The organism is Acinetobacter sp. WU_MDCI_Abxc222 (assembly GCF_025514755.1).
Classification (GTDB): domain Bacteria; phylum Pseudomonadota; class Gammaproteobacteria; order Pseudomonadales; family Moraxellaceae; genus Acinetobacter; species Acinetobacter geminorum.
In genome coordinates this window covers 59,280-83,490 of the sequence record NZ_JAHPVG010000011.1, presented here as the reverse complement: position 1 = coordinate 83,490, position 24,211 = coordinate 59,280, and the positions used below count along the sequence as shown (strand labels likewise).

The 24,211-nt window shown below is 38.9% G+C and carries 19 protein-coding genes; 12 read left to right on the top strand and 7 right to left on the bottom strand.

Features of this window, described 5'->3' with window-relative positions; genetic code table 11:
• The first annotated feature begins 4 nt into the window (after positions 1 to 4).
• From KTJ10_RS15225 to KTJ10_RS15195, 7 genes are all read left to right on the top strand, one after another.
• Positions 5 to 2,068 carry a site-specific recombinase gene (locus KTJ10_RS15225; protein ID WP_262442367.1) on the top strand — a complete coding sequence of 688 codons (2,064 nt, stop codon included), beginning with the start codon at positions 5 to 7 and terminating at the stop codon, positions 2,066 to 2,068.
• A 179-nt stretch (positions 2,069 to 2,247) separates the two neighbouring features.
• Positions 2,248 to 2,874 carry a phosphatase PAP2 family protein gene (locus KTJ10_RS15220; RefSeq protein ID WP_086265312.1) on the top strand — a complete coding sequence of 209 codons (627 nt, stop codon included), beginning with the start codon at positions 2,248 to 2,250 and terminating at the stop codon, positions 2,872 to 2,874.
• A 24-nt stretch (positions 2,875 to 2,898) separates the two neighbouring features.
• The gene (gene adeI, locus KTJ10_RS15215; RefSeq protein ID WP_002116482.1) at positions 2,899 to 4,146 is read left to right on the top strand and encodes a multidrug efflux RND transporter periplasmic adaptor subunit AdeI; all 1,248 of its coding nucleotides are present in this window, start codon (positions 2,899 to 2,901) and stop codon (positions 4,144 to 4,146) included.
• A gap of 12 nt (positions 4,147 to 4,158) precedes the next feature.
• Positions 4,159 to 7,335, top strand: a complete 3,177-nt coding sequence (adeJ, locus tag KTJ10_RS15210) for a multidrug efflux RND transporter permease subunit AdeJ (protein WP_086265311.1) — start codon at positions 4,159 to 4,161, stop codon at positions 7,333 to 7,335.
• Positions 7,335 to 8,786 (top strand): multidrug efflux RND transporter outer membrane channel subunit AdeK, encoded by a 1,452-nt coding sequence (gene adeK, locus KTJ10_RS15205; RefSeq protein ID WP_002116015.1) that lies wholly within the window; start codon positions 7,335 to 7,337, stop codon positions 8,784 to 8,786. The genes adeJ and adeK overlap by 1 nt, the downstream gene beginning before the upstream one ends.
• Before the next feature lie 108 nt (positions 8,787 to 8,894).
• Positions 8,895 to 9,245 carry a YbjQ family protein gene (locus KTJ10_RS15200; protein ID WP_000927245.1) on the top strand — a complete coding sequence of 117 codons (351 nt, stop codon included), beginning with the start codon at positions 8,895 to 8,897 and terminating at the stop codon, positions 9,243 to 9,245.
• 7 nt (positions 9,246 to 9,252) lie between these two features.
• Positions 9,253 to 9,687, top strand: coding sequence for a YbjQ family protein (locus KTJ10_RS15195; RefSeq protein ID WP_101664666.1), 435 nt, complete (start codon positions 9,253 to 9,255; stop codon positions 9,685 to 9,687).
• Here the strand turns inward: KTJ10_RS15195 and KTJ10_RS15190 are convergent.
• From KTJ10_RS15190 to KTJ10_RS15180, 3 genes are read right to left on the bottom strand one after another with little or no spacing between them, the layout of a single operon-like run.
• A complete protein-coding gene (locus KTJ10_RS15190; RefSeq protein ID WP_005064505.1) occupies positions 9,684 to 10,118 on the bottom strand; it encodes a nuclear transport factor 2 family protein in 435 nt (144 codons plus the stop codon). The genes KTJ10_RS15195 and KTJ10_RS15190 overlap by 4 nt on opposite strands.
• A 53-nt stretch (positions 10,119 to 10,171) precedes the next feature.
• On the bottom strand, positions 10,172 to 10,978 hold the full coding sequence (locus KTJ10_RS15185; protein ID WP_057077447.1) for an SDR family NAD(P)-dependent oxidoreductase: 807 nt from the start codon (positions 10,976 to 10,978) through the stop codon (positions 10,172 to 10,174).
• Positions 10,979 to 11,003: 25 nt separating this feature from the next.
• Positions 11,004 to 11,675, bottom strand: coding sequence for a hypothetical protein (locus KTJ10_RS15180; RefSeq protein WP_032037327.1), 672 nt, complete (start codon positions 11,673 to 11,675; stop codon positions 11,004 to 11,006).
• A gap of 196 nt (positions 11,676 to 11,871) precedes the next feature.
• Here KTJ10_RS15180 and KTJ10_RS15175 point away from each other — a divergent pair, with 196 nt between their 5' ends.
• Together KTJ10_RS15175 and KTJ10_RS15170 are read left to right on the top strand one after the other, a co-directional pair.
• Entirely contained in the window at positions 11,872 to 14,769 is a 2,898-nt protein-coding gene (locus KTJ10_RS15175; protein ID WP_262442366.1) for a valine--tRNA ligase, read from the top strand.
• 89 nt (positions 14,770 to 14,858) lie between these two features.
• Positions 14,859 to 16,634 (top strand): NACHT domain-containing protein, encoded by a 1,776-nt coding sequence (locus KTJ10_RS15170; protein ID WP_262442365.1) that lies wholly within the window; start codon positions 14,859 to 14,861, stop codon positions 16,632 to 16,634.
• 136 nt (positions 16,635 to 16,770) lie between these two features.
• Here the strand turns inward: KTJ10_RS15170 and KTJ10_RS15165 are convergent, their stop codons facing one another.
• Entirely contained in the window at positions 16,771 to 17,787 is a 1,017-nt protein-coding gene (locus tag KTJ10_RS15165; protein WP_262442364.1) for a molecular chaperone DnaJ, read from the bottom strand.
• A 128-nt stretch (positions 17,788 to 17,915) separates the two neighbouring features.
• Positions 17,916 to 18,821 (bottom strand): AEC family transporter, encoded by a 906-nt coding sequence (locus KTJ10_RS15160; protein WP_262442363.1) that lies wholly within the window; start codon positions 18,819 to 18,821, stop codon positions 17,916 to 17,918.
• A 116-nt stretch (positions 18,822 to 18,937) separates the two neighbouring features.
• On the opposite strand from KTJ10_RS15160, the gene KTJ10_RS15155 reads away from it, so the two are divergent.
• From KTJ10_RS15155 to KTJ10_RS15145, 3 genes are all read left to right on the top strand, one after another.
• Positions 18,938 to 19,822 (top strand): LysR family transcriptional regulator, encoded by an 885-nt coding sequence (locus KTJ10_RS15155; protein WP_262442362.1) that lies wholly within the window; start codon positions 18,938 to 18,940, stop codon positions 19,820 to 19,822.
• Between the two features lie 303 nt (positions 19,823 to 20,125).
• Positions 20,126 to 21,313 (top strand): ammonium transporter, encoded by a 1,188-nt coding sequence (locus KTJ10_RS15150; protein ID WP_262442361.1) that lies wholly within the window; start codon positions 20,126 to 20,128, stop codon positions 21,311 to 21,313.
• 140 nt (positions 21,314 to 21,453) lie between these two features.
• Positions 21,454 to 22,164, top strand: a complete 711-nt coding sequence (locus KTJ10_RS15145) for a phosphatase PAP2 family protein (RefSeq protein WP_262442360.1) — start codon at positions 21,454 to 21,456, stop codon at positions 22,162 to 22,164.
• A gap of 1 nt (position 22,165) precedes the next feature.
• Here KTJ10_RS15145 and KTJ10_RS15140 read toward each other — a convergent pair whose 3' ends face one another.
• Entirely contained in the window at positions 22,166 to 23,500 is a 1,335-nt protein-coding gene (locus KTJ10_RS15140; protein ID WP_002116013.1) for a two-component system sensor histidine kinase PmrB, read from the bottom strand.
• Between the two features lie 23 nt (positions 23,501 to 23,523).
• Complete coding sequence (locus KTJ10_RS15135; protein WP_002116411.1) at positions 23,524 to 24,198, bottom strand: DNA-binding response regulator PmrA; 675 nt, start codon at positions 24,196 to 24,198, stop codon at positions 23,524 to 23,526.
• Positions 24,199 to 24,211: the final 13 nt, after the last annotated feature.

Below are 24,211 nucleotides of genomic sequence, written 5' to 3'. Positions count from 1 at the left end.
GCCTATGCATATAAATTTTTCAGATCTTTTTTTAAAAATAGAGAAGCAGCTTGAGGATCCTCAAGCTGTCATTGATGAAAATCTACTGATTGAACTCGTCAATGTCATCCGACCATCCAACCCACAAGATACGGATGAAATTAAGAAAAAAATACAGGCTTTTATTGAAAGTCTTTTGCGCACACCTACAGCTCCCTTCTTACTACAAACTTTTTTATTACGTTTAATTAATCGCTATAAGCAAGTTAGTTTATATGCTGATAGTGGAATTTTGTCTTTAGATGGTTTCTGGAACCAGCTTGGGCAAAGACTCGGAGCACATTTTTTACCGCTAATTGAAGACTCAAGCCAACTCAAAATATTAATTGGTAAAATTTTCTATTTAGAAAGTGACAAAATTTGGCTCAATAATATTGATGATGAAGATTGGGCAAATTTATTTAGTCTTATTGGGCAAAGCCAAAGTAATGTCGATGAGAAGTTAGTCATTCAAAGTGAAATGATTAAAGCCATTACAGTCCTATCTTATCGAATTAGTGGAATTGGTCTTTATCCCGAATTTATTAACGCACAACCAGAATTAACAGAATATGAGTCGCCATTTTTAGTTCAGAACCGTGAAATTATTGAGTTTATTGAAAAGTATAAAAAACAAGAAATTTCTGAACATGAAATTGCAGTTATTTCCCCGCCCGATGCATCACAAGCATTTGTTATGTTGGAACAATGCCGAGATGTGGTTTTAAAGATTCGCCGTGCGACCAAAAGAATTGGTGTCAGCTTAAGTTTGACTTACTTACTATCATTACTTGAGCAATGTCTTGATCGAATTGAGTTATTACTTTATCTGGTCGTAGATAACACTAAAGGAAAATATGTTTCTTTAGGACATCTTATTTCCGATTTAACCAAAGCACATTACAGCGAAAAAAGTGTTCGCTCATTACTCAGTACGACCAGTGAACTCATTGCTTTTCAGGTAACAGAAAATGCTAGCCGAACAGGTGAACATTACGTAAGTACAGATACCAAAGGCTTCTGGGGAATGTATAAAGCTGCCGCTGGTGCAGGTGTTATTATTGCCTTTATGGCATCTTTAAAAATTCTTGCTGCAAGAATGACAATGGCCCCACTCATGCAAGCTTTTACTTTCAGTATGAATTATTCTCTAGGTTTCATTCTGATTCATGTTCTGCATTTTACAGTTGCGACTAAGCAGCCCGCTATGACGGCGGCGGCTCTTGCTGCAACAGTACAGCAACGTAAAGGCTCTAAAACGGCTCAAATTGCGGAGTTAGCGGCGCTTATTATTAATATTATCCGAACGCAATTTATTGCTATTTTGGGTAATATTTCAATTGCGATTCCTACTGCTGCACTAATTACTTTTGCTTGGCAGTTTTACCTTGATGAACCATTATTAACCCATACTAAAGCAACTTACCTCCTACACAGCCTAAATCCCTTTACTTCACTAGCAGTTCCACATGCGGCAATTGCTGGAGTATGTCTGTTTTTGTCAGGTCTCATTGCAGGATACTTTGACAACATGGCTGTTTACCGAAAAGTCGGCCCGCGTCTAAGAGCACATCGCCGGTTAGCTAGCTGGTTTGGACAAGATCGCCTTAACCGTTTTGCTGAATATATTGAACGTAATTTAGGTGCGTTAGCCGGTAACTTCTTATTCGGTATTATGTTAGGAAGTATGGGAACCATAGGCTTCATCCTAGGTCTACCTTTAGATATTCGTCATATTGCCTTTGCATCAGCTAACTTTATTCAAGGTTTAATGACTATTAACGGCAGCCCAGATATCGGTCTGATTATTGTGTCGTTTCTCGGTGTGCTATGTATTGGTCTCACCAACTTATTTGTGAGTTTTACATTAACGATTATTGTAGCACTACGGGCCCGTCGAGTTCGCTTTGAACAATGGAAACCTTTAGCCAAATTGGTCATGACTCATTTTCTAACTCGCCCAAGCGATTTTTTCTGGCCACCTAAACAACCATTAGAACTTGAAGAAAATACACCGACAAATCACGGGAAAAAATCGGATCACCAATAATTTGCTTTGTACACAGAATGTGAGTTTCGTCAATTTTGTTGTGATTGTTTTTCCAAATGTTAAAAAATTTTCAAAATGAATTTACGATGATCTATCAGGCTTGAAAAAAAGTGTACTGGCAAGTACACTTTTAACGGCTTTCAGTAGTGGACACTGCTTGAATAAGCAAAGGTATATACATGCCCTATATATTGCTTTTTATTGGTTGTATTTTTTTAGGATTAGGTATTCTTGGTCTTTTTGTGCCAAGACTTCAATCTTTGGATCTTCTCACCGTTCAAATATTGAGTGAAAATCGTTCAGATTATCTTAACTCTATTGCAATCTTTTTAGCACGTATAGGCGGTATGCCTTTTGTATGTTTTTTATCCTTTCTGGTATGTCTATATCAAGCATGGTATAAAAAATATATTACTGTTATTTTCATTAGCGTGGGTGTTCTTGGCAGTATCATCACGGGTTGGCTGCTCAAGTGGTGTGTTGACCGTCCAAGACCTCCACTGGCGTATCATATTGTCGAAAGTTATGGTGCATCGTTCCCAAGTGCACATAGTGTTTATGCATCAACACTGGCTTGTATGGCAATGATAATGTTATGCCATAAGCCCAACACTAACTCTCCTTATATCATTTTGATTTCCTGTCTTTGGTTTATCTGTATGGGGCTTTCAAGAATATATGCTGGAGTTCATTTTCCAACAGATGTACTCGCCGGTTGGGGCATAGGTTTTATTTGGATTGCACTGCTTTGGCTCTGGTTATTACAAACACAAAGTAGGTTAAGTAGAAAACAAATATATTTTTAGATTTTATCTAAACGAGGTGGAACAATGATGTCGGCTAAGCTTTGGGCTCCTGCCCTTACTGCTTGCGCATTAGCAACAAGTATCGCACTTGTTGGTTGTAGCAAAGGCTCCGATGAGAAACAGCAAGCTGCTGCTGCTCAGAAAATGCCGCCTGCAGAAGTAGGTGTTATTGTTGCTCAACCACAAAGTGTTGAACAAAGCGTTGAACTTTCCGGCCGTACTTCAGCATATCAAATTTCTGAAGTTCGTCCTCAAACAAGTGGTGTGATTTTAAAGCGCTTGTTTGCTGAAGGAAGTTACGTTCGTGAAGGACAAGCTCTTTATGAGCTCGATTCTCGAACTAACCGTGCAACGCTTGAAAATGCAAAGGCTACCCTTTTACAACAACAGGCAAATCTAGCTTCACTACGTACTAAGTTAAACCGTTATAAACAGCTTGTTTCGAGTAATGCTGTATCTAAACAAGAATATGACGACTTACTTGGTCAGGTTAATGTTGCCGAAGCACAAGTTTCTGCAGCAAAAGCTCAAGTAACGAATGCAAATGTTGATCTTGGCTACTCTACAATTCGCTCACCAATTTCTGGTCAGTCTGGACGTTCTTCTGTAACAGCTGGTGCTTTAGTCACTGCAAACCAAACTGATCCTTTAGTGACGATTCAACAGTTAGATCCAATCTATGTTGACATTAACCAGTCTAGTGCCGAGTTATTACGTTTACGTCAACAACTTAGCAAAGGTAGTTTAAACAATAGTAACAACACGAAAGTAAAACTGAAGCTCGAAGACGGTTCAACTTACCCAATCGAAGGACAACTTGCTTTCTCTGATGCTTCCGTGAATCAGGATACAGGAACGATTACTCTACGTGCCGTATTCTCGAATCCGAATCATCTGTTACTTCCAGGCATGTATACCACTGCACAGATTGTTCAAGGTGTAGTTCCTAATGCTTACCTGATTCCTCAAGCTGCAATTACACGTTTACCTACAGGTCAAGCTGTAGCAATGCTTGTTAATGCCAAAGGTGCTGTTGAGAGTCGTCCTGTTGAAACCTCTGGTGTTCAAGGACAAAACTGGATTGTGACTAACGGTCTTAAAGCTGGTGATAAAGTGATTGTTGATGGTGTTGCCAAAGTGAAAGAAGGGCAAGAAGTTTCAGCAAAACCTTACCAAGCTCAACCAGCGAATCCACAAGGTGCAGCTCCAAATGCGACAAAACCGGCTCAATCAGGTAAACCTCAAGCAGAACAGAAAGCATCTAATGCATAAGGGGTAGATTGAATGGCACAATTTTTTATTCATCGCCCCATTTTTGCGTGGGTGATTGCATTAGTCATTATGTTGGCGGGTATTCTCACGCTAACAAAAATGCCTATTGCACAGTATCCAACGATTGCACCACCGACAGTTACAATTGCTGCAACTTACCCTGGTGCATCGGCTGAGACTGTTGAAAACACTGTAACCCAGATCATTGAACAACAAATGAATGGTCTAGATGGTTTACGTTATATCTCTTCTAACAGTGCTGGTAACGGTCAGGCCTCTATTGAATTAAACTTTCAACAAGGTATTGATCCAGATATTGCACAGGTTCAGGTTCAAAACAAACTGCAATCTGCAACTGCACTTTTACCTGAAGATGTACAACGTCAAGGTGTAACAGTAACTAAATCTGGTGCAAGCTTCTTGCAAGTTATTGCATTTTACTCGCCAGATAACAGCCTTTCTGACTCAGACATTAAAGACTATGTAAACTCATCAATTAAAGAACCACTGAGCCGTGTTGCTGGTGTGGGTGAGGTAACAGTCTTTGGTGGTTCATACGCGATGCGTATTTGGCTTGATCCAGCTAAGTTAACCAGTTATCAGCTTACTCCTAGTGATATTGCGACAGCTTTACAAGCGCAAAACTCACAAGTTGCTGTAGGTCAGTTAGGTGGTGCACCAGCGGTACAAGGTCAAGTGCTTAACGCAACAGTGAATGCTCAAAGTTTGTTGCAAACACCTGAACAGTTTAAAAATATCTTCTTAAAGAACACAGCATCTGGTGCTGAGGTTCGTTTAAAAGATGTTGCACGTGTAGAGTTAGGTTCTGATAACTACCAGTTCGATTCGAAGTTTAATGGTAAACCTGCTGGTGGTCTTGCAATTAAAATTGCAACTGGTGCCAACGCACTTGATACAGCAGAAGCAGTTGAGCAACGTTTATCTGAACTACGCAAGAACTATCCAGCGGGTCTTGAAGACAAACTGGCTTATGACACGACCCCATTTATTCGTCTTTCAATTGAAAGTGTCGTACACACATTAATTGAAGCAGTAATTTTGGTATTCATTGTCATGTTCTTGTTCTTGCAGAACTGGCGTGCAACGATTATTCCAACACTTGCTGTACCTGTTGTTGTATTGGGTACATTCGCTGTTATTAATATCTTTGGCTTTTCAATTAACACCTTAACCATGTTCGCCATGGTATTGGCAATTGGTCTTTTGGTCGATGACGCCATCGTTGTAGTCGAAAACGTCGAACGTGTTATGAGTGAGGAGCATACCGATCCGGTCACGGCGACGTCACGATCAATGCAACAGATTTCTGGCGCGTTAATTGGTATCACGAGCGTATTAACAGCTGTATTCGTACCAATGGCATTCTTTGGTGGTACCACTGGTGTAATTTACCGTCAATTCTCGATTACCCTTGTAACAGCAATGGTTCTATCGTTAATTGTTGCATTAACATTTACACCAGCACTTTGTGCGACCATTTTAAAACAGCATGATCCTAACAAAGCACCAAGCAATAATATTTTTGCTCGTTTCTTTAGAGGCTTTAACAATGGTTTTGACCGTATGTCGCATAGCTACCAAAATGGTGTTAGCCGCATGCTTAAGGGCAAAATCTTCTCTGGCGTACTTTACGCTGTAGTTATTGCTTTACTAGTGTTCTTGTTCCAGAAACTCCCATCTTCATTCTTACCAGAAGAAGATCAGGGTGTGGTAATGACCCTTGTTCAATTACCACCAAATGCAACGCTTGACCGTACAGGTAAAGTGATTGACACCATGACAAACTTCTTCATGAATGAAAAAGATACTGTGCAATCTATTTTCACGGTTTCAGGTTTCTCATTCACAGGTGTTGGTCAAAATGCTGGTATTGGCTTCGTTAAATTGAAAGACTGGAGTGAACGTACTTCACCAGAATCTCAAATTGGCGCCTTGATTCAGCGTGGTATGGCATTGAATATGATCGTTAAAGATGCATCATACATCATGCCATTACAGCTTCCTGCAATGCCTGAACTTGGTGTAACAGCCGGTTTTAACTTGCAGCTTAAAGATTCAAGTGGTCAAGGTCATGAGAAACTTATTGCCGCACGTAATGCAATTTTAGGTTTGGCTTCACAAGATAAACGTCTTGTAGGGGTACGTCCTAATGGACAAGAAGATACACCTCAGTATCAAATTAATGTAGATCAGGCTCAAGCTGGTGCCATGGGCGTTAGCATTGCCGACATTAACAATACGATGCGTATTGCATGGGGTGGCTCATACATTAACGATTTCGTTGACCGTGGTCGTGTAAAAAAAGTTTATGTTCAAGGTGATTCGAATAGCCGTATGATGCCTGAAGACTTAAACAAGTGGTATGTACGTAATAACAAAGGCGAAATGGTACCGTTCTCTGCATTTGCTACTGGCGAATGGACATATGGTTCTCCACGTCTTGAACGTTATAACGGCGTGTCATCGGTTAACATTCAAGGTACACCTGCACCTGGCGTGAGCTCTGGTGACTCGATGAAAGCAATGGAAGAAATTATTGCTAAGTTACCATCTATGGGCTTACAAGGTTTCGACTATGAATGGACAGGTTTATCACTTGAAGAACGTGAGTCTGGTGCTCAAGCCCCATTCTTATATGCGCTTTCATTGTTAATCGTTTTCCTTTGCTTGGCTGCATTGTATGAAAGCTGGTCTATTCCGTTCTCGGTTTTACTTGTAGTACCACTTGGTATTATTGGTGCAATCGTATTAACTTACTTGGGTATGATTATTAAAGGAGATCCAAATCTCTCAAATAACATTTACTTCCAGGTAGCGATGATCGCGGTAATCGGTCTTTCTGCAAAAAATGCGATCTTGATTGTTGAGTTCGCAAAAGAGCTGCAGGAAAAAGGTGAAGACCTCATTGATGCAACTTTACATGCTGCAAAAATGCGTTTACGCCCAATTATCATGACTACCCTTGCCTTCGGTTTCGGTGTACTTCCGCTTGCCCTTTCAACAGGTGCAGGTGCTGGAAGTCAGCACTCTGTTGGTTACGGTGTACTCGGTGGCGTACTCAGTGCAACGTTCTTAGGTATCTTCTTTATCCCTGTATTCTATGTGTGGATTCGTAGTATCTTTAAGTATAAACCAAAAACCATAAACACTCAGGAGCATAAATCGTGATGCAAAACGTATGGTCTATTTCAGGTCGTAGCATTGCGGTATCTGCACTTGCGCTTGCTTTGGCAGCTTGTCAAAGCATGCGCGGCCCAGAACCAGTCGTGAAAACCGATATTCCACAAAGCTATGCATATAGCGCTTCTGGTACGTCTATTGCTGAACAGGGTTACAAACAGTTCTTTGCTGACCCTCGTTTGCTCGGAGTGATTGATTTGGCACTTGCCAACAACCGCGACTTACGTACAGCAACGCTCAATATCGAACGTGCTCAACAGCAATATCGAATTACACAGAACAACCAGCTTCCAACAATCGGAGCAAGTGGTAGTGCAATTCGTCAGGTTTCTCAAAGCCGTGATCCGAATAACCCCTACTCTACTTATCAAGTAGGTCTGGGTGTAACTGCCTATGAGCTTGATTTTTGGGGCCGCGTACGTAGCTTAAAAGATGCTGCGTTAGATAGTTATCTTTCAACGCAAAGCGCACGTGATTCGACTCAAATCAGTCTAATCAGTCAAGTGGCTCAAGCATGGTTGAACTATTCTTTCGCAACTGCCAACTTAAGACTTGCAGAGCAAACACTTAAAGCACAGCAAGATTCTTACAATCTCAACAAAAAACGTTTTGATGTGGGCATCGACAGTGAAGTTCCACTACGTCAGGCACAGATTTCTGTAGAAACTGCGCGTAATGATGTAGCAAACTACAAAACACAGATTGCTCAAGCACAAAACTTGTTGAACTTGTTAGTTGGTCAATCAGTTCCACAAAACTTGTTGCCAACCCAACCTGTAAAACGCATTACGCAACAAAATGTATTTACAGCGGGTTTACCAAGCGACTTACTTAACAACCGTCCAGATGTAAAAGCTGCTGAATATAACTTAAGCGCTGCCGGTGCGAATATCGGTGCTGCAAAAGCACGTTTATTCCCAACCATTAGCTTAACGGGTTCTGCAGGTTATGCATCAACTGACTTAAGTGATCTATTTAAGTCAGGTGGTTTTGTATGGTCAATTGGACCAAGCTTAGACTTACCAATCTTTGACTGGGGCACTCGTCGTGCCAATGTAAAAATTTCTGAAACTGATCAGAAAATTGCATTGTCTGATTATGAAAAATCAGTTCAGTCTGCGTTCCGCGAAGTTAATGACGCGCTTGCAACTCGTGCCAACATTGGTGAGCGTTTAACAGCTCAACAACGTCTAGTAGAAGCAACTAACCGCAACTACACACTTTCAAATGCCCGCTTCCGTGCCGGTATTGATAGTTACTTGACGGTTCTTGATGCACAGCGCTCATCTTATTCAGCAGAACAAGGTTTGTTATTGCTTCAACAAGCAAACTTAAACAACCAAATCGAGTTATACAAAACTCTAGGTGGTGGTTTAAAAGCAAATACTTCAGATACAGTGGTTAATCAACCATCTAGTGCTGAACTTAAAAAGCAATAAGTTTTAAATAACTTATTCACAAAAGCTCACTTCGGTGGGCTTTTTTATTGCAACTCATCTGAATATTTTTTATCTTGAAACCTTAAGAATTTAGATTGATAAAAAACAATGTTATTGAGTAATTTAGAAAGTGTTCCAGGCCACCAAATTTTAAAGCAGCTGGATGTTGTTTACGGAAGTACCGTTCGTAGTAAACATGTTGGCCGTGACTTGATGGCAAGTTTAAAAAATATCGTGGGTGGTGAACTTACAGGTTATACCGAATTATTAGAAGAATCTCGCCAAGAAGCCATGCAGCGTATGATTGTAAAAGCTCAGCAACTTGGTGCGAATGCAATTGTGGGTATTCGTTTTTCAACTTCAAATATTGCCCAAGGAGCTTCTGAATTATTCGTATATGGCACAGCTGTGGTTGTCCAGCCTCAAGCACCTCATCTACCCGATCCATTTAATGCATAGGTAGAAAATGGACAATCTTATTTTTCAACTTGTTATTTTTCTCATTCTTTTCAGTATTGGTTGGGCTTTTGGCCGCCATATTGAACGAAAACATTTGAATGAACTTCTAGAAAAAGAGCAAAAATTTGCCCATATCAGAATTGATACCAATCGCTTTGCAACAAGCGATCAGCTAGGCCACTTTATTAGCAGTAATGTTGTGATTTCTCATGATTACTTTAAATATGTATTGGCATCTATAAAAAATGTTTTGGGCGGAAGACTGACCAGTTATGAAAGTATTGTTGAACGTGCTCGCCGAGAGGCAATTGTACGTTTAAAACAACAAGCCCATACCGCAGGAGCTACTCATATTATGGGAGTTCGGCTGAGTACAACCGAACTCGGAATGCAAGGCGGAATGGTCGAAGTTTTTGCTTATGGAACAGCAGTTAAAGATTAATACTGCCCAACCTCAGAAAAATGAATACGTGGATTGCCAATATTTTTAGTTAAATGTTGGCAAATTCGGGTAATTTTCCAACGGTCTTGTTGTTTCGCCAAAGTAAAATAATAACGACCAAAAGAATGAAAATAATCATTTTCTGAAAAACGATAAATTTGATAATTACATTCTAGCCATGCTTGATCTTGTTCAATTCGAACCAGAGGATTGCTCAAATTGTGCTGTAGTCGTAAATGGGATAAGGCTTGCTGCCGAGAACCTTTATATTCATGACAAGACACCACACATAAAGGTTCTCCTCTAAATTGGAAATAGTCCACCTCAAGTTGATCTGCCAACAACTCATCAAAAGCATCCCAATTTTTCTGGTCAAAGACCAATTGAAAACGCGTGACGACTTCTAAAATACGATGATAATCCTGATCCATGGTGAACCTTCTATGCGGGTTTTTCACCAATTTAGCACGGCGAAATCACTTTTTTATTTTACTTTTGTTTTCCGAATCATTTTATAAAGAAGTTTTGGTGACATCCGAGAAACCATCACCCCTAGTTTTTCTTTGGCCCCACCCACAACAATATATTCTTGCCCCTGTACTAAAGCTTTTACAGCTTGCTCTGCAAAAACATCTGCCTCTAAACCATTTTCAATTGCTTCATCTTGATGGCCTTGAGGTTGCCCTGCGCCATTGAGTGCATTAAAAGAAACATTAGTTTTTACGAAACCAGGGAAAATAACTGAAACTTCAACACCTTGATCTGAAACCTCAGCACGTAAACTATTTGCCCACATGTGAATTGCCGCTTTAGCAGCCGAGTAGCTTGCACGGTACTGAGTGCCTAATAAACCCGCTACACTCGACACAAATACAACTCGGCCAGACTTTTGTTTTAGCATGGTCGGTAATACGGTTTTGGTGAGTGCGACTTGTGAGAAATAATCGACTTCCATAATGGCCCGTTCAGTTGCCATTGTCGTGTCTTTAATTAAAGCGCGTTGGCTTAAACCTGCATTATTGATGAGCCAATCAATACGACCTTTCGCCTTTAAAATCTGCTTATAAGCCTCTTGAACCTGTTTTTCATCAGTAATATCTGCGACCACAGACAAATGATGATCGGGATTTAATAAGCCAACCCGAACCTCTTCTAATTCTTCAAAACGACGCGAAGTTAAAATCAGCTTTGCGCCTTGTAAAGCCAATTCCCCTGCTAAGGCCTTACCCAAACCAGAAGACGCGCCCGTAATCCATACCACTTTATTTTGCAAAGTATCAAGTTTGGCCATGTGATGTTCCTATTATCTTTTTAAATTATGCTGCTTGGTGCATGAAGGCCAAAAAGTGGTTGATATAATGAGTTGCTGTGGTCTGATCGACCTGTGTCCCTAACTTTTCCAAACGTTTATAGCCCAAATGCGTCGTCATGTTGATGACTCCGTTAAGAGTTTTATCGACAACCAAATTAAATTTTAAACGCTTTTTAGGTTCACGTACTAGGCTTGTTACGCCTAAATCCACAATTTGTATGAGCGTTTCAAATGCAGCCGTAATGCTTTGCATATTACCGTCACGAATTTGCTGGGTAAGAGTTTCGGCTTGTTGTACGAGTTGAAGTGTGACCGGATAGGTAATATAAACTTGCTGCCCTTGCTCTTTCATGAGAGAGGTCATGTAGTCAACTAAGGGTAAAAGACGTTCATTTCCAAAGAATGAAACCGACCACGGCATGTATTTTCGAAAAGTCTCTAAAACTTGGTGAATAACTTTTTCAGACTCAGCCTGTTGTTTTGGAGACATGCTTGCATTTCCTGACTGTAAAAGCACAGAAAAAACCTGCTCAATAATTTCACAAGAAAGATCAGACAATACATCCCCCAAAACTTTTGCCTGACTTTGGCTTACCCCATCATGCAGTTTTTGCCGAATAGCCTCGAATTGGGTATAAGTTGAATCGGAAATTTTCAAAAAAACTTCATAACTCATCAGCAGCATCCTTTTTCAATTCTTTTGTAATTTTTGTGCCGTGTCGCCACACGATTAAATTGTGATCCATCTTTCATAAATCTACCGTTTTTTGAAAAAAATACAAAACCGTTTATCTGTTTTCAGCACATTAATTTCGAGGCATTTTTTTGCTACAATAGATGCAATTTTTTATGCATATTCGATCTAAGCTACTATGACTGACGCTCAAACCGCTCAAAATATTGCAACCACATACGATCCAACCGAGATCGAAAAGAAGTGGTACAAAACGTGGGAAGAACAAGGTTACTTCAAACCTTCTGGTCACGGTGAATCATTCTGTATCATGATTCCGCCACCAAACGTCACTGGTAGTTTGCACATGGGCCATGGTTTTAACAATGCCATTATGGATGCCCTTACCCGTTATAACCGCATGATGGGTAAAAACACTTTGTGGCAACCGGGTACAGACCATGCTGGTATTGCAACTCAAATGGTTGTTGAGCGTCAACTTGGCTTACAAGGCGTAACTCGTCACGACTTAGGCCGTGAAAAGTTCATCGAAAAAGTTTGGGAATGGAAAGAACAATCTGGCGGCACGATTACTAAACAAATTCGTCGCTTGGGTTCTTCGGTAGATTGGTCACGTGAACGCTTCACGATGGACGAAGGTTTATCAAACGCAGTTAAAGAAGTATTCGTTCGTTTGCACGAAGACGGTTTAATTTACCGCGGTAAGCGCCTGGTAAACTGGGACCCAAAACTTCAAACAGCACTTTCTGACCTTGAAGTAGAAAGCAAAGAAGAAAAAGGTTCACTTTGGCACTTTAAATATTTCTTTGAAGATAAATCAGTTAAAACTCAAGACGGCAAAGACTATTTAGTTGTTGCAACAACTCGTCCTGAAACTTTACTGGGTGATACTGCGGTTGCTGTTCATCCTGAAGATGAGCGTTATGCACACCTTGTTGGTAAAAATATTGTATTACCAATTACGGGTCGTTTAATTCCAATCGTTGCTGACGACTACGTTGAAAAAGACTTCGGTACTGGCTGTGTAAAAATCACGCCTGCTCACGACTTCAATGACTATGACCTAGGTAAACGCAATAGCTTACCAATCATTAATATCTTCAACAAAAACGCCGAAGTTTTAGGTGAGTTTGAATATATTGCAAAAGCTGGCGAACAAATTTCTAAAACCATTACTGCACCTGCAGACTATGCTGGTTTAGAGCGTTTTGAAGCACGTAAAAAATTAGTAGCTCAAGCTGAAGCTGAAGGCTGGTTAGATCAAATCCAACCGTATGACTTAAAAGCGCCACGTGGCGACCGTTCAGGCGTGATCATTGAGCCATTACTGACTGACCAATGGTACGTAAAAATTGCTCCGCTAGCTGAACCTGCAATTGAAGCAGTTCAAGATGGCCGTATTAAGTTTGTTCCAGAGCAGTACAGCAACATGTACATGGCGTGGATGCGTGATATTCAAGACTGGTGTATTTCACGTCAGCTTTGGTGGGGTCACCGTATTCCAGCTTGGTACGATGCGAATGGCAACATCTATGTGGGTCGTAACGAAGAAGAAGTACGCTCGAAAAACAACATCGCTGCTAACGTTGAACTAAAACAAGACGAAGACGTTCTTGATACATGGTTCTCATCTGCACTTTGGACATTCTCAACATTAGGTTGGACTGGCGACGCACAAAAAGATGCAGCAAATGATTTCTTAAAAACTTTCCACCCAACAGATGTGTTGGTGACTGGTTTTGACATCATTTTCTTCTGGGTTGCCCGCATGATCATGATGACCCTGCACTTCATGAAAAATGAAGATGGTTCATCGCAAGTTCCATTTAAGACTGTTTACGTTCACGGCTTGGTACGTGATGGTGAAGGTCAAAAAATGTCGAAGTCTAAAGGTAACGTACTTGATCCATTAGACTTGATTGACGGTATTGATTTAGAAAGCTTAGTTGCAAAACGTACAACTGGCCTAATGAACCCGAAAGATGCAGCGAAGATTGAAAAATCAACGCGTAAAGAGTTCCCTGAAGGTATTAATGCTTATGGTACTGACGCAGTTCGTTTCACGTTCTGTGCACTTGCAAACACTGGTCGTGACATCAAGTTCGACTTAAAACGTGTTGAAGGCTACCGTAACTTCTGTAACAAAATCTGGAACGCGACTCGTTTCGTTCTGATGAATGTTGAAGGTCAAACTGTTGGTCAACAAGCTCGCCCTGATCTTTGGGAACTTCCAGAACAATGGATCATCAGCCGTCTGCAAAAAGCTGAAGCTGCTGTACATCAAGCGTTTGCAACGTATCGTTTAGACCTTGCTGCACAAGCGATTTATGACTTTATCTGGAATGAATACTGTGACTGGTACGTTGAGTTAACTAAACCAGTTCTAAACGATGCAGAAGTTTCTGAAGAGCGTAAAGCTGAAGTACGCCGTGTATTGCTTGCAGTGATGGAAGCTTCTTTACGTTTGGCTCATCCATTAATGCCATATTTGACAGAAGAAATCTGGCAGACTCTTGCACCAATGCTTGGTCAAGGCGGCCCAACGATTATGACTGCTCAATACCCTATTCCAGAGCAGGCAAAAATCAACGAACAAGCTGAAGCAGATATGCAATGGCTTCAAGGTTTGATTGGTGCAGTACGTAACATTCGTGGTGAGTTGGGCTTAGGTAATGCGCGCTTGTTGCCAGTATTACTTCAAAACACATCTGACGCTGAACGTGAACAAATTATTCGTATTGAAGCATTGTTCAAAGCATTGGCTAAAGTTGAAAGCATTGAGTTCTTGAATAAAGACCAAGAGCCACCTTTGTCTTGCTCTAGCGTTGTTAGCCATGCATCGGTATTTGTACCAATGAAAGGATTAATTGACCCTAAAGCTGAGCTTGCTCGTTTGCAAAAAGACTTGGATAAAATCCAAAAGCAACACGACCAAATCGCAGGTAAACTTGCAAATGAAGGCTTTGTTTCTAAAGCACCAGCGGCTGTTGTTGAAGGTGAAAAAGCGAAGCTTGCTGAGTTTGCTGCTCAGTTAGAGAAAGTTAAAGCGAATATGGAGCAAATTGCTGCGCTTTAAAATAAATCAATGAAAGTAAAAAATCCCTTCAATGAAGGGATTTTTTATAATAAAGTATTAAAATTCATAAATATAATCGGGAAATCACTATGGTCGAACCAGTAACTATTACTTTTGGAACATTAGTACTTAGACCACTTATTACTGAAATTTGCAAAGATATTTATAATTTTACAAAAAAATCAGGAAGAACTTTTCTTGCAGAAATGAACATAGAAAAATCTTCAGATAAGATACAATCAAAAATTAGTAAAATTTTAATGATTAGAACAATTTATGATAGTAAAAGACCTCAACATATATCTGAATTTTATTACCCAACTAAAGTAAACCTGCCCGATGGTTCCATTCAAACATTTAATGATGTAAGAGAAATAGAAATTACTGAAAATCTTATTATTGAAGGTACAGTTGGTCATGGTAAATCCATGCTTATGAGACATCTTACTCTTAATGAAATACTTAAAAAAAACTCTCTACCTATATTTTTTGAATTAAGAAGCATACAAAAAACGGAAAATTTAACGGATTGTTTATGTACCTATCTTAGCGACATTCTAGAGGTGGAATTAAGTAGTAAAAATTTCGATGCATTAGCCGAAAGTGGAAAAATTACATTATTTTTAGATGGTTTTGATGAGCTTAATAAAGAACTAATACCAAGTGTTATTTCAAAGTTAGAACAATGGTCAATAAAATTTCCCAATATGAAAATTATATGTTCAAGTCGTCCATATAATGCTTTACAGAACAGCCCATATTTTTTATCACTAACATTACACCCTTATGATAAAAATGATCAAGCAGGCTTTATTCAAAAGCTAACTCATGATATAGAAATTTCTAAACAATTAGTCCAAAAAATTGAAGAGAGTGCTATAGGTCTACAAGATATTCTAAAGACTCCTTTAATGTTGACCTTATTTGTAATGACTTATCAGACTAAATTACAAATAGCGCTTTCTATTTCAGAATTCTATAGAGATATTTTTGATGTTTTAATGAATAGACATGATTATTTAAAACTCCCTTATGAAAGAACCCGTTATGTTGATGCAACCCAATCCCAATTAGAAGATATTTTCCAAGAATTTTGTTTTTATTCAAAAAATAATGGTAATAGGATTTCATTTGATAAACAATATTTTCAGGAAGGTTTAAAAGAATCTTGTAGAATTCTTGATTTAAAATTTGATAGTAATAATATTATTTTAGAATTAACAAAAAATATTTGTCTGATACTTAAAGAGGGAAATGAATATAGTTTTATACATAAAAGTATTCAAGAGTTTTTTGTAGCAAATTTATTGAGAAGTTTCGATATAACAATACTTCAGAAATTTTATACCGATATGTTCAATTATGAAAATTACAATAAGTTTGAAGTTGAATTAAAATTTCTAAGTGAAATAGATAAATTAAATTATTATAAATTTCTAGTTATTCCTTCTATTCAAGGTTTTTTAAACGATATAAAATATATAGAAAATGGTGTCCAGCCATTTCTTCAAAGTATTTTTATTGCTTATAATGAAGATAGTGAAATTAGTAAAAATAAAATAGTAATATTGTTTGATTTCGATTATGAAAACAAATATGGGTATGTTAATAGTTTCATTCTCAGATATATTTTAATATATATTATACATAAATCTGAAGATACCAACTCTATAGAAATATATACAACCGATGAGAAAAAAATAACTGATTTTAAAATTAATGATTTACTTACTTTAAAAATCAAACAGACCATTCTAAGTGATAAAATACTTGATAACGGATTTATTACTTTAGAGAACACGCTTCGTACAGCTGAAGACTATGTTAGATCAAAATCTGAAAGAACCTATACGATTACTAGGTAATTAACCTAATCTGGCTAACAAATAGTATTTTACTTTCGTACTAAACGACCATTAACAACGTCAAGGCAGCAAATAAGCCTAAAAGCTAATTGCTGCTGCCATTAAGTTTATACTTTAATAGGCTTATCAAAGATAATTAAAGTACCCCATGCCCCAATAGCATCTCTACCCCACTCACCTTTTTCATATACTTTAAACGTTCTTTCTCCCACTTCAACTGTTGTTTTAACTCAGCACAATCAGCATCTACAGCTTTATAAACATCACTGATGTGTACGTGCTCTGCTTTCACGCTCTTCACTAACTGAAAAGAATCTAAAATCTCAGCTATTTGGCTTTCAAGCTGCTGACTTTGTGCATCCAAAGCAAGTTTATAAAACCGCAATTGCTCGGTAGATAATTCTTTAGCGCCTATCCCTTTATTCTGTTCAAGCTGTAACTGAAGTTTGAGTAAATAAAACAAATCCTGCTTTTCATAAGCCTGACTTGCCTGTTGGAACAACTCAGTTTTTTCTTCTTTTTTGGTTTCATCTTGTTCACGGTCTGGGTGAATCATCGCGGCAATTTTTAAATAGACTGTTTTGAGTGACTGCGCTGCCATTTGCTCAGCTTGTTCACGTTTCTGTTGCTGCCTTTCCTGTTTAGCTTGTTCTCGCGCTTGTTGTTGCTCAGCAGCATACTGTTCAAAGTCTTCTTCTAACTCTGCACTTTGCTCAGCACTTTCATCATATTCAGATTTTATTGGCTGAGCTTTCTTATTCTTTTTTACCGACTCCCCTGCATGTTGCTGATAAAAGGTATCGATCTGCTTCACTAGCTCTAATTGTTCAGCAGACAACATTTTGGAACGCTTCAACATTTGTGCGAGCTGGGCAATTTTTTCGTCTAGTTGTTGCATGTCTGCTTTAGAAAAATCATGGCCATGCAACATATTCCAAAGCTGCTCTAGCTGCTGAAATAAAACTTCATGTAAATCGCCATACACAGGCATCAGTTTTTGCCGTATGTGCTGTTGAATCTCGGCTTGTGCATTTTGCCATGTGCTCAGGCTAACTTTTTGCTGTTCTATTTTATCAATCAGGCGATTCAGTTTTTTCTGCTGTGCAGACGGTTCAGACCTTTGCTGCAAGCTCACTTTGAGATCAAAGGACATACTCATCCACCTGAAAAAGAAAAAAGTGTAGCAATAATCAGACGTGGAAGGTAGTAAAGCATTTATTAAGTCAGAATCAGCCTATTCATTTTTAGAAAATAGAATGCGACTTATCTAAAGTTTATATTTTAAGAAATCCACCAAATCACCATTGGCAAAGTCACGGCGGCGCATAAAGTTTGAAAGCTAATCACGGCAGCCATGAGCTGACTATCGCCACCCAAAACTTTGGTTAAAATGTATGAAGCTGAAGCAGTCGGTAGCGCAAAGAAAATAACTAGAATTTGAGTTTGTAAGCTTGGCAAACCAAACCACATGCAGACCGCGTAAGCCAAAGCAGGTACTGCTAAAAGTCGTGCAAACGTGTCTGCCGCCAATACCACAATGTCTTTTTTAATTTGCATAAACTGTAAAGCTGCGCCAACACATAACAAACCTAACGGCAAACTCGACACTGAAAAAAGCTTAATAAACTGAGTAAATCCTTCCCAAATCGGGATATGCAGTGCATTGACTGCCGCCCCGACCACACACGATGCAATTAAAGGGTTTTTAAGCAGTGCAATCAAAACAGGTTTAATTGCCATGTGTTCTTTAGAGGTTAGAGCAAGCACCGAAATAACGTTCACAAGTGGAATGCAAAGCGCCAATAAAATTGCCAGAATTGCCATTCCTTCACTTTTAAAAAGCGAAGTGACTAAAGCCAAACCAATATAGGTATTAAAGCGAACCATACTTTGTACGTGCACACCAAAGCGTGCAGGTGGTATGTGCCAAAACATTCGGAGTATGTATAAAAAGGCAGTGACTGCCAAAACCACAATTAACATCGCAATAATGGCTGTACTCAAGCTTTGTAAGTCAATTTTCGCGGTTGATAGCGTACTAAAAAGCAAAGCAGGAAATAAAATATAATAATTGAGCTTCTCTGCCCCAGCCCAAAACTCATCGCTAAAAAAACGATATTTTTTAAATAAGTATCCCGATGCAATTAATGCAACTAAAGGAAAAAGAGATAAAACAATACTATTCATTTCTTTACTCGAGTTTTGTTGAGGCTTGCTGTTTCGGCAATTAGCTTGGCTTACTCATATATTAAAGATAATGAAAACTCATGATAAAATGAGTTTTTACTCATAACAAATACAACATGACATTTACCCAGCTTGAAATTTTTGCACTCATTGCTGAACTAAAAAGCTTCACTGCTACTGCAGAAAAGCTGGGAATTTCGCAGTCGGCAGTTTCCCATGCGCTTAAATCATTAGAACAACAATGGGGCATTAACCTAATTTCAAGAACTCAAAGTGATATTGAGCTCACCACGACAGGTCAGCAGTTATTGACCCATGTAAAAGAGCTATTGAGTATTTCCGATACATTAGAAAAAGAAGTGGCTGCCATCCATGGTTTAAACGAAGGTACATTACGTATTGGCTCTTTTGGGGCTTCATCATCTATTTATCTATTACCTGAAATTTTAGAAAGCTTTCGGCAACGCTATCCTAAAATCGAAATTTATATTGATGAAGGTGAAGATAAAGAAGTTGCTCAGTGGTTATTAGAACGGCGCATAGAGGTTGGTTTTTTGATTATGCCAGATGAGCGTTTTGATACATTCCCTCTAATTGAAGATCGTTTTGTTGCCTTAATTCCCAATCAATTTCCACTTGCGCAACAACTCTATATTGATCCAACACAGCTAGAAAATTGCCCTTTCATCATGACAATGGCTGGGAGTCGATATCAGGTCGAATTAATTTTAAAAAACTTTAATGTGAAGCCAGACATCAAATTTTATGTTTCACAAATTTTGAGTATTGTGAGTATGGTTCACAATCAGTTGGGAGTGTCTATTGTGTCTGATATGGTCATTACCAAAGAGCTACTCTCACTTTATCCAAATGTAGTTAAACGTCCTTTTAAACCGAACCTTAAACGTTCTATTGGCCTCGCAGTCAAAAATAAAAAGCACATGAGCCCCGCTGCGAAAGCATTTATTGAAGTTGCTCAAGAGGTTTGGTCTGATCATTAATTAAATATAGATAATTTTTAAAAATTTAATAATGATCTCTTTCAGATCAATTTATCAACATATTAGATGACTTGTAACGTAAAAAGCGCCCTTATTGCCCTATCTTGAATAAATCAACGCACCATTTATCGCCAAAATCCCCTATTTCAATCCAAATTGGTGCGCTTATTGCATATTCACTTTTATGCAATTGAGTTTGTTTCGACAAACTTAGGTTTTTTAGATTCCTTAAATCTATTTTGGTGCAATTTACAGACCCAGATTTGTTCCAAAATGGAATTTAGCACTTTTTTCGAGCATGCTATGCAAAATGTAGATCTATTTTTCTTATTACTTGGTGCAGTTTTGGTTCTTGCCATGCACGCAGGTTTTGCATTCTTGGAACTTGGTACAGTTCGCCACAAAAATCAGGTGAACGCGCTTAGTAAAATTCTGACTGACTTTGCCCTCTCCGCAATCGCATATTTCTTTGTTGGCTACTACATTTCGTATGGTCAGCACTTCTTTCATGATGGTACGGTTTTATCAAGTGATCATGGCTACAACCTTATGCGCTGCTTCTTTTTACTCACTTTTGCTGCGGCAATTCCTGCCATTATTTCGGGTGGTATTGCTGAACGTGCAAAAATGCGTTCACAAGCAATTGCAACTCTCGCTTTAGTTGCGCTGGTATATCCATTTTTCGAAGGTATGGTCTGGAATGGCAACTATGGTCTGCAAAAGTGGTTAGAAACAACTTTTGGCGCAGCTTTTCATGATTTTGCCGGTTCAGTTGTAGTACATGCTATGGGTGGATGGATTGCACTTGCTGCTGTCATTTTATTGGGTGCGCGTTCTGGTCGTTATAAGAAAGATGGTCGTGTAAGTGCTCATCCACCTTCTTCTATTCCATTTTTAGCGCTTGGCTCATGGATTTTAATTGTTGGCTGGTTTGGCTTTAATGTGATGAGTGCGCAGCGTGTTGATGCTATTTCTGGTTTAGTTGCTATTAACTCGCTCATGGCAATGGTTGGCGGTACAATTACAGCCAATGCGATTGGGAAAAATGACCCAGGCTTCTTACACAACGGTCCACTTGCAGGTTTAGTGGCAATCTGTGCAGGCTCTGACATTGTTCATCCAATCAGTGCACTTGTGATTGGTGGTGCAGCTGGGGCTATGTTTGTATATCTATTCACCTATACTCAAAACAAACTTAAAGTTGATGATGTATTAGGTGTATGGCCTTTACACGGCGTATGCGGCGCATTTGGTGGTATTGCAGTAGGTTTATTTGGTCAACAATGGCTGGGTGGCTTAGGCGGCGTATCGTTTGCCTCACAACTCATCGGAACAGCACTCGCAATAGTCATTGCGCTTGCTGGCGGCTTTATTGTTTATGGAATTCTTAGAGCGACCATTGGCATTCGCTTATCTCAAGAAGACGAGTTTCGTGGTGCAGATTTGTCTATTCATAAAATTTCGGCAAACTCTGAAGAGGGTATGTTTTAATACTTTCTAAAGTGCTCAAGGCGACGATACTTCTCGTCGCTTTTTTTATTTTTTAAGGAAAATTGAACTTCTTTCTTCAGTATAGTTTAAGAGCAATTTAAGTTTTATTTTATGTAATGCCTTTACCCACAATCTAATTGATGTTGTATGGCATGAATCAACAAAAACAATTTTTCCAAATGAATATCATCTTTCTTTTTCTCAGTTTTTTCCTGCTTTTAATTGCTTTTCCAGTGGGTGGGAAAATTGATATGTATCTCATCCAGCCTTGGATTGATTCAACAGGTCTTTTTTTTAATCGAGACAATTGGTATCTAGAAAGACTTAATCATGAAATTGTAAAACAGATCATTATTGGCATTTATGTCATCTTTTTTGGTCTATGGCTTGCATCATTTAAAGTTGAGAAATTAAAGCTTTATCGCTGGCAATATGGTTATATGTTTTTTGTGAGCATGATTGGTAGCGCACTGGTTGGTCTCTTAAAATCACAATCGGCTCATGCCTGCCCTTGGAATATGATTCACCCTAACAGCTTAGGTGGCTATATTTGGGACTTTACTGCGAAACATGGGCATTGCTTTCCGGGTGGGCATGCAAGCGCTGGCTTTATTTTAATGACAGGTTATTTTGTTTATCGTCTTGAGCAACCGAAACGTGCCTATTTTTATCTCATTGCAGGCATTCTATTAGGCTTTATGATGGGATGGGCACAAATGATGCGTGGAGCACATTTCCTAAGTCATAATTTATGGACAGGTTGGGTCATTTGGGCGGTAAATATCTTATTTTATGCCGTTTGTATTCACCGCTTTGAATTTGAGAAACAAATCAAACAAGAACTTGCATAAATCAAGTTCTTGTTTCGTGAACATGTAAAATCTTTGGAAGTTTAACCAAGACCGAAAGTCCACCAAGCTCTAAACTTCGGTCTAGTGTCAGTGTCCCACCTAAACGTTGAGTTGCTCGGTCAACAATGGATAGACCTAAACCACTCCCCACTTCAAGGTGGTGGTGTACACGATAAAAACGTTTTAAAACTTTATCATAATGTTCTGGGTCGATCCCCGCGCCGCTATCTTCAATTTGTATACATGCATCACCATCTGTAGCAGTGAAAACAGAAATATTAATCATCCCTTCATGAGGCGTATATTTAATTGCGTTATCAATTAAGTTAAAAATAATTGAATGAACTGTTGGCTCAACACTATGCATTTCAATTGGCTCGTTACGAACAAAGCCCAAGTCGATTTCTTTTTGCATAGCCAGATTAACAAGCTGTTCAACACAATTTAAAGCGACATCATTAAGCTGAAAAGCTCTCGTCGGTTCAATCACACTTAAAGATACATCCTGCTTAGCCAGCGCTAAAAGCTGTGTCACCAAGTGCTGAATACGCGCTAATCCTTTACTCAAATTTTGCAGCGATTCCTGCTCAGGAAATTGACTAATTAAAATTTTAGTTTGTAAATTTAAAGCAGTCACAGGGGTTCGAAGTTCATGGGCTGCATCTGCAATGAACTGTTTCTGCTCGTTTTGTGCCTTAGAAATGCGCTCGAAAAGTCGATTCATTTCATCAATTGTGGGTAACAATTCTTGAGGATAATCTACAACTTCAATAGGCGTCAGCTCTTCTGAGTCACGATGGGTCAGTTCATTTTTAAAGTCATCAATCGGCTTTAGCCCACGACGAATAATTGCAGCTAAAGCAAAAATCGCAAAAGGTAAAATAATCAAATATGGAATGAACATGCTACCTGCAAGTTCCCAAGCAAAAGCCTCACGAACCTTTTCTTGCTGGCTAATCTGAATCTGGTAATCCTTTAACGGTAAAACATAGGTACGGATTAAGCCGTTACTGGTTTTATGTGAGTAAAAGCCAGCTTGTGCAACAGGTGGAACCAATAAATGGAGATGGTGTGATAAATGGGCTTGATCTTTATAAGCCCAAATATCTACAAATAGATCTTCTTCATGATAAGTTTTATGAAAATCAAATTCACTGCTTACCGTTTTCAATGGATATTCAGCTGTTCGCTCAGCTAAATAACGCATTTGGGTATCTAAAATTTCATCAACTTCTTGCAGTGCAACTTTATACGCACTAAAAATTAATATACAACCTAAGATGACACTGAAAATTGAGGTGCCCCAAATCAGTCGTTTTTTTAATGAATAATGCACTGTTATGAAGTTCCAAAATTAAGTTACGATTGCCCTAAACGGTAACCCAATCCTCGAATAGTTCGGATAAAGTCTTTCCCGAGTTTAGCTCTCAGGTGATGCACATATACTTCAATCGTATTACTGGTTACATCACTATCGAAATCATATAACTTATCTTCAAGATTTGCTTTAGAAAAGATTTTATTTGGGTGGCTCATTAAAGGAATCAGAATTGCCCACTCACGATTAGACAAATCAATACGCTGTCCTTTAAAAGTTGCAATGTGTTGTTCAACATTTAAAACCAGATCACCACTTTGTAATAGTTGCTCATGATTCGCAAGCTGAGCCTCTACGCCACTACGGCGTAATAGCGCATGAATACGAGCAAGTAATTCATCAAACTCGTATGGTTTGATCAAGTAATCATCTGCACCATGGTTTAAACCATCAACACGGTTTTGTAACTGATCTCGCGCTGAAATAATTAAGACGGGAGTTGCTGCTCTTTGGCGAATTTGCTTTAAGACCTGCATGCCATCCATCATAGGTAGCCCTAAGTCCAAAAGAATTAAATCGAATTTATTTTTAGCCAACTGAGCCAGACCGTCTAAGCCATTATTGACCCACTCCACTTCAAATTGATGATATTGCAGCAACGTTATTGTTGACTCTGCAATCATAAAATCATCTTCAATCATCAAGATTTTTGTCATGTTCGAGGCTCGC